This is a genomic window from Aeromonas finlandensis (assembly GCF_000764645.1).
GTDB lineage: Bacteria > Pseudomonadota > Gammaproteobacteria > Enterobacterales > Aeromonadaceae > Aeromonas > Aeromonas finlandensis.
Genome location: NZ_JRGK01000165.1, coordinates 1 through 5,080 on the forward strand (window position 1 = coordinate 1; position 5,080 = coordinate 5,080).

Consider the following 5,080-nt stretch of genomic DNA (forward strand, 5'->3'; position numbering starts at 1 on the left):
CCAACCAACCAACCAACCAACTTGCACACCCAGCGCCCAGCCAATCATCCGATATCAATATCCAAGCAGTGACTCAGCATTGAGTGCCGCACCGTGACAACAAGGCCCGGCCACCATCACCTCGAGCATCCTGCCCACGGTGCAACCTGCCTGACTGGCAGGCGCGAGCTGTCCACTCCACCTAACGAGCTGATCGCGTGATAAACCGGATAAGCGGAGCCGTTCCATGATCACGGAACGCAACCCGGCTAGCGTGTAGGGGCTAACCGGCCAGCGGGATCCGTGAAATGGCAATGCGTAGGGGAAGCGGGAAAAGTAGTGCGCGGAGATGACTGTTGCATTAGTGAATCAAACGACTCGTCAGCCGTTTCACCCATGCAAAGATAAAAAAATGGCAGCCATCCGGCTGCCATTGGGAGAGCACAATTCAGCGATCAGAGGGTCGCAGCAACTTCATCGGAGATGGAGCCGTTGTGATACACCTCTTGCACGTCGTCCAGATCTTCCAGCATGTCGATCAGACGCATCAGCTTGGGCGCAGTTTCTGCATCCAGCTCGGCTTCGGTAGAGGGGATCATGGTCACTTCAGCGCTCTCGGCCTTGAAGCCAGCGGCTTCCAGACCATCCAGCACGGTGCCGAAGTCGTTCGGGGTGGTGTACACCTCGATGGAGCCATCCTCTTCGGTGACCACATCATCAGCACCTGCCTCCAGCGCGGCGTCCATCAGGGCATCTTCGTCGACGCCCACGAAGGTCAGCAGACCTTTCTTGCTGAACAGATAGGCGACGGAGCCATCGGTGCCCAGGTTGCCACCGCACTTGCTGAAGGCGTGACGCACTTCGGCAACGGTACGGTTACGGTTGTCGGTCAGGCACTCAACCATCACGGCAGAGCCAGCCGGGCCGTAACCTTCGTATACGATGGTCTCGAGCTGTTCGCCATCGCCACCACCGGCGCCACGCTGAATGGCACGGTTGATGGTGTCGCGGGTCATGTTGTTGGTCAGGGCGGCAGTCACCGCGGCACGCAGACGCGGGTTGTTGGCCGGATCCGGGTCACCAAGACGCGCGGAAGTGGTGATTTCGCGGATCAGTTTGGTGAAGATCTTGCCACGCTTGGCGTCCTGAGCGGCCTTGCGGTGTTTGATGTTGGCCCATTTACTGTGACCTGCCATAGAGACTCTCCGTTATTTTTTAAATGTCAGTAACACTGGTCATGACTAACCCAAGGGAAACACAGAGGCCGCACGGTGGCGGCCTCCGGTGCCGGTATCGGCTTACTCGTCGCCCTTGACGGTGGTTGCAATCGCCAGCTCACCCAGTTGGGCGGCGTTGGCAAGGCTGGGGGCGTCTGTCATCAGACAGGCGGCCGCGGTAGTTTTCGGGAAGGCAATCACGTCCCGAATGTTTTCGGTGCCGGTCAGCAGCATGCTGAGACGGTCCAGACCGAAGGCCAGACCAGCGTGCGGCGGGGTACCATACTTCAGGGCATCCAGCAGGAAGCCAAACTTCAGGCGCTGCTCGGCCGGGGTAATACCCAGGATGTCGAACACGGTGGACTGCATGTCGCTGTTGTGGATACGGACAGAGCCGCCACCCACTTCGTAACCGTTGATCACCATGTCATAGGCGTTGGCGTAAGCAGCCACCGGGTTGGCTTTCAGCTCGGCCGGGCCCATGTTGCTCGGCGCGGTGAACGGGTGGTGCATGGCAGCCAGACCGCCTTCGCCATCTTCCTCGAACATCGGGAAGTCGATGACCCACAACGGCTTCCAGCTGTTCTCCAGCAGACCCAGATCGCGGCCCACTTTCAGACGCAGGGCGCCCATGGCATCGCAGACCACTTTCTTGCTGTCAGCGCCGAAGAAGATGATGTCGCCGTCGGCAGCGTCGGTACGGGCCAGGATCTCGCGCACGATGGCGTCGGAGAGGAACTTGGCAACCGGAGACTGCACGCCTTCGAGGCCGTTGGCCACTTCGTTGACCTTCATCCAGGCCAGGCCCTTGGCACCGTAGATGCCGACAAACTTGGTGTACTCGTCGATCTGCTTGCGAGAAAGCTCGGCGCCGCCCGGGACTTTCAGGGCAGCCACGCGGCCTTTCGGATCGTTGGCAGGACCGGCGAACACGGCGAACTCGACGGCGGTCAGCAGATCGGCCACATCGACCAGCTCCATCGGCAGACGCAGGTCCGGCTTGTCGGAGCCGTAGCGACGCATCGCTTCGTCGAAGGTCATGATCGGGAAGTCGCCCAGATCCACATTCAGGATGTGCAGCCACAGTTTGCGGATCATCTCTTCCATCACTTCACGCACCTGCGGTGCGGTCATGAAGGAGGTTTCCACGTCGATCTGGGTGAATTCCGGCTGGCGGTCGGCACGCAGGTCTTCGTCACGGAAGCACTTGACGATCTGGTAGTAGCGGTCGAAGCCGGACATCATCAGCAGCTGCTTGAACAGCTGGGGAGATTGCGGCAGGGCGTAGAACTTGCCCTTGTGCACGCGGCTCGGCACCAGATAGTCACGGGCACCTTCCGGGGTGGCCTTGGTCAGCATCGGGGTCTCGATATCGAGGAAGCCGTGCTCGTCCATGAAGCGACGTACGAAGGCACTGGCCTTGGCGCGGGTCTTCAGGTACTTGGCCATCTCGGGGCGACGCAGATCCAGATAGCGATACTTGAGGCTGATCTCTTCGCTGTTGACCTGGTTGAAGTCCAGCGGCAGCGGCTCGGCACGGTTGATGATGTTGAGCTCGTGAGCGAACACTTCGATGGCACCGGTGGCCATGTCGCTGTTGCGCTGAGACTCGGGACGGGTACGCACCACACCGGTCACCTGGATGCAGAACTCGCCGCGCAGCTCGGAGGCCAGGGCGAACGCTTCCGGTTTGTCCGGATCGAAGAACACCTGCACGATCCCTTCGCGATCGCGCATGTCGATAAAGATCAGACCGCCGAGATCACGACGACGATGGACCCAACCGCACAATGTAATGGTCTGCCCGGCATGGGCCTCATTGACCTGTCCGCAATAGATAGAGCGCATGGACTTCTTCCTTCGAAATTGTAGAGAGACGGTTAACCTTGGGCCGCCGGGCACGACTGGCAAGCACCGTCTGTCTCACAGCTGGCCAGATTCTTTTTCTTACCCGGTTTGAAATCAGTCTCGTACCATCCGGTTCCCTTGAGCCGGAAGCCTGCCGCCGATATCAGCTTGACCAGATTCGGCTTGCTACAGGCCGGACAGTCGGTCAGGGGGGCATCGGAAAGCTTTTGCAGTTTTGCCAATTCATGGCCACAGACGTCGCAACGATATTCGTAGATAGGCATGGGTCACAAGAAATTGAAAAACAAAAGGGCTGGCATTATAGAGGAAAACCCCCTTTTGGGTAAAATGGCCAGCAGCCTCCTTTCACCAGTTTTTTGCTCTGGATGGCAAAAAGTGGCAAAAAAAGGGGCCCGAATTCACCAAGAACAGAGAGAGACGTCGCCATGAGCCTCTATTTGGGCCTGCCGCAGTGGTCCCACCCCGCCTGGCCCGGCCAGCTACTGGGTCTGGGCGCCAAGCCCGCCGAGCACCTCGCCCACTACGCGACCGTCTTCAACTCGGTGGAGGGCAATACCACCTTCTACGCCCTGCCGACCCCCGATACGGTGCAGCGCTGGGCCGATGCGGTGCCTGATCGCTTTCGCTTCAACTTCAAGTTTCCGCAAACCATCAGTCACCAGAGCGATCTGGTGAGCGCAGACAAACAGGTAGCCGACTTTATCCGCCTGCTCGCCCCGCTGCACGACAAGCTGGGGCTACTCACCCTGCAACTGCCAGCCCGTTTCGGGCCGGAAGGGCTGCCCCGGCTTGCGGCCTTTATCGAACGGCTGCCACGGGCCTTTCGCTACGCCCTCGAAGTGCGTCACCCCGACTTCTTCGCCAAAGGGGAGGCCGAGCGGACATTGAACCGGCTGCTGATGGAACAAGGGGTCAACCGGGTGATGCTCGACAGTCGCCCGCTCTTCTCGGTGCAGGCAACAACGGCGGCCCTTGTCGATGCCCAGGGCAAGAAGCCGCGCCTGCCGGTCCATCTGCTGGCCACCGCCAGCGCCCCCATGGTGCGCTTTATCGGCCTGCCGGATCCGGCGGCCAACCACCCCTTCCTGCCCAGCTGGCTCCCCCACTGGCGTCAATGGTTGGCCGATGGCAAGGATCTCTACCTCTATATACATACTGCCGACAATGCCCAGGCACCGGAGCTGGCCCGCCAGATCACCCGCTTGCTGGAGCAGGAGATGGCCCCCTGGCCGGGGGAAAACGATCGCGCGCGTCAGGGAGTGCTGAGCTTTTAGTCAGCGCAATTTCCGGCAATCCATTCGCGGTAAAAAAAACGCTTTTTTGTGGCAAGGCAAGCCCTGGCGTCAAGACAAACGGCCATCAATCCTCTACACTACCGCCCCAAGTAAGGGTCCGGAACATGGCCCATTCGAACAGGATCGGTCCAATGGATTTCACGACCAGCCACCCCGTTCGTAAACAGGTGATAAATCTACTCTGATGGGTGTCACCCAACGACTCAATTGAACAACACAGCCGGGTTATGCCCCGACTGTCAGGTTGCGCCAGCATGCAGACCAAAGACCAAATTTTTGCCGCCCCGATCGCCCGATTGGGCGATTTCTGTTTTGACGAACAGGTCGTCGACGTATTTCCAGATATGATCCAGCGCTCGGTGCCGGGTTACAGCAACATCATCTCCGCCATCGGCATGATGGCCGCCCGCTACGCCCAGCCCGAGAGCCGACTCTATGACCTCGGCTGCTCGCTGGGGGCCGCCACCCAGGCTATGCGCCGTCACATCAGCCAGCCCGGTTGCCGCATCACCGCGGTGGATCTCTCTCACCCGATGATCGAGCGCGCCCGCGCCCACCTCTCCGGTTTCAAATCCGAGGTGCCGGTGGAGCTGGTAGAAGCGGATATCTGCGACATCGAGATCGAGAACGCCTCTGTGGTGGTACTCAACTTCACCCTGCAATTTGTCGAGCCCGAAAAACGGGCTGCCCTGATCCAGCGCATTCACGATGGGCTACGCC

At 59.9% G+C, this 5,080-nt stretch carries 5 protein-coding genes; 2 read left to right on the plus strand and 3 right to left on the minus strand.

All coding sequences use genetic code 11. The features are described from left to right. Positions 1 to 434: 434 nt before the first annotated feature. From LD28_RS0112050 to LD28_RS22350, 3 genes are all read right to left on the minus strand, one after another. The gene (locus LD28_RS0112050; protein ID WP_033137210.1) at positions 435 to 1,175 is read right to left on the minus strand and encodes a YebC/PmpR family DNA-binding transcriptional regulator; all 741 of its coding nucleotides are present in this window, start codon (positions 1,173 to 1,175) and stop codon (positions 435 to 437) included. 102 nt (positions 1,176 to 1,277) lie between these two features. After that, positions 1,278 to 3,044, minus strand: a complete 1,767-nt coding sequence (gene aspS / locus LD28_RS0112055) for an aspartate--tRNA ligase (RefSeq protein ID WP_033137211.1) — start codon at positions 3,042 to 3,044, stop codon at positions 1,278 to 1,280. A gap of 32 nt (positions 3,045 to 3,076) precedes the next feature. Further along, a complete protein-coding gene (locus LD28_RS22350) occupies positions 3,077 to 3,328 on the minus strand; it encodes an FmdB family zinc ribbon protein (protein WP_005337686.1) in 252 nt (83 codons plus the stop codon). 162 nt (positions 3,329 to 3,490) lie between these two features. Here LD28_RS22350 and LD28_RS0112065 point away from each other — a divergent pair, with 162 nt between their 5' ends. Continuing rightward, on the plus strand, positions 3,491 to 4,339 hold the full coding sequence (locus LD28_RS0112065; RefSeq protein WP_033137212.1) for a DUF72 domain-containing protein: 849 nt from the start codon (positions 3,491 to 3,493) through the stop codon (positions 4,337 to 4,339). A gap of 275 nt (positions 4,340 to 4,614) precedes the next feature. Then, a partial coding sequence (gene cmoA, locus LD28_RS0112070) for a carboxy-S-adenosyl-L-methionine synthase CmoA (protein WP_033137213.1) occupies positions 4,615 to 5,080 on the plus strand: 466 nt, incomplete at its 3' end.

What these genes read in the sequence shown, in the direction of transcription:
- LD28_RS22350 (WP_005337686.1), bottom strand. Translation starts at nt 3,328, where the DNA reads ATGCCTATCTACGAATATCGTTGCGACGTCTGTGGCCATGAATTGGCA.
- LD28_RS0112065 (WP_033137212.1), top strand. Translation starts at nt 3,491, where the DNA reads ATGAGCCTCTATTTGGGCCTGCCGCAGTGGTCCCACCCCGCCTGGCCC.
- LD28_RS0112050 (WP_033137210.1), bottom strand. Translation starts at nt 1,175, where the DNA reads ATGGCAGGTCACAGTAAATGGGCCAACATCAAACACCGCAAGGCCGCT.
- aspS (WP_033137211.1), bottom strand. Translation starts at nt 3,044, where the DNA reads ATGCGCTCTATCTATTGCGGACAGGTCAATGAGGCCCATGCCGGGCAG.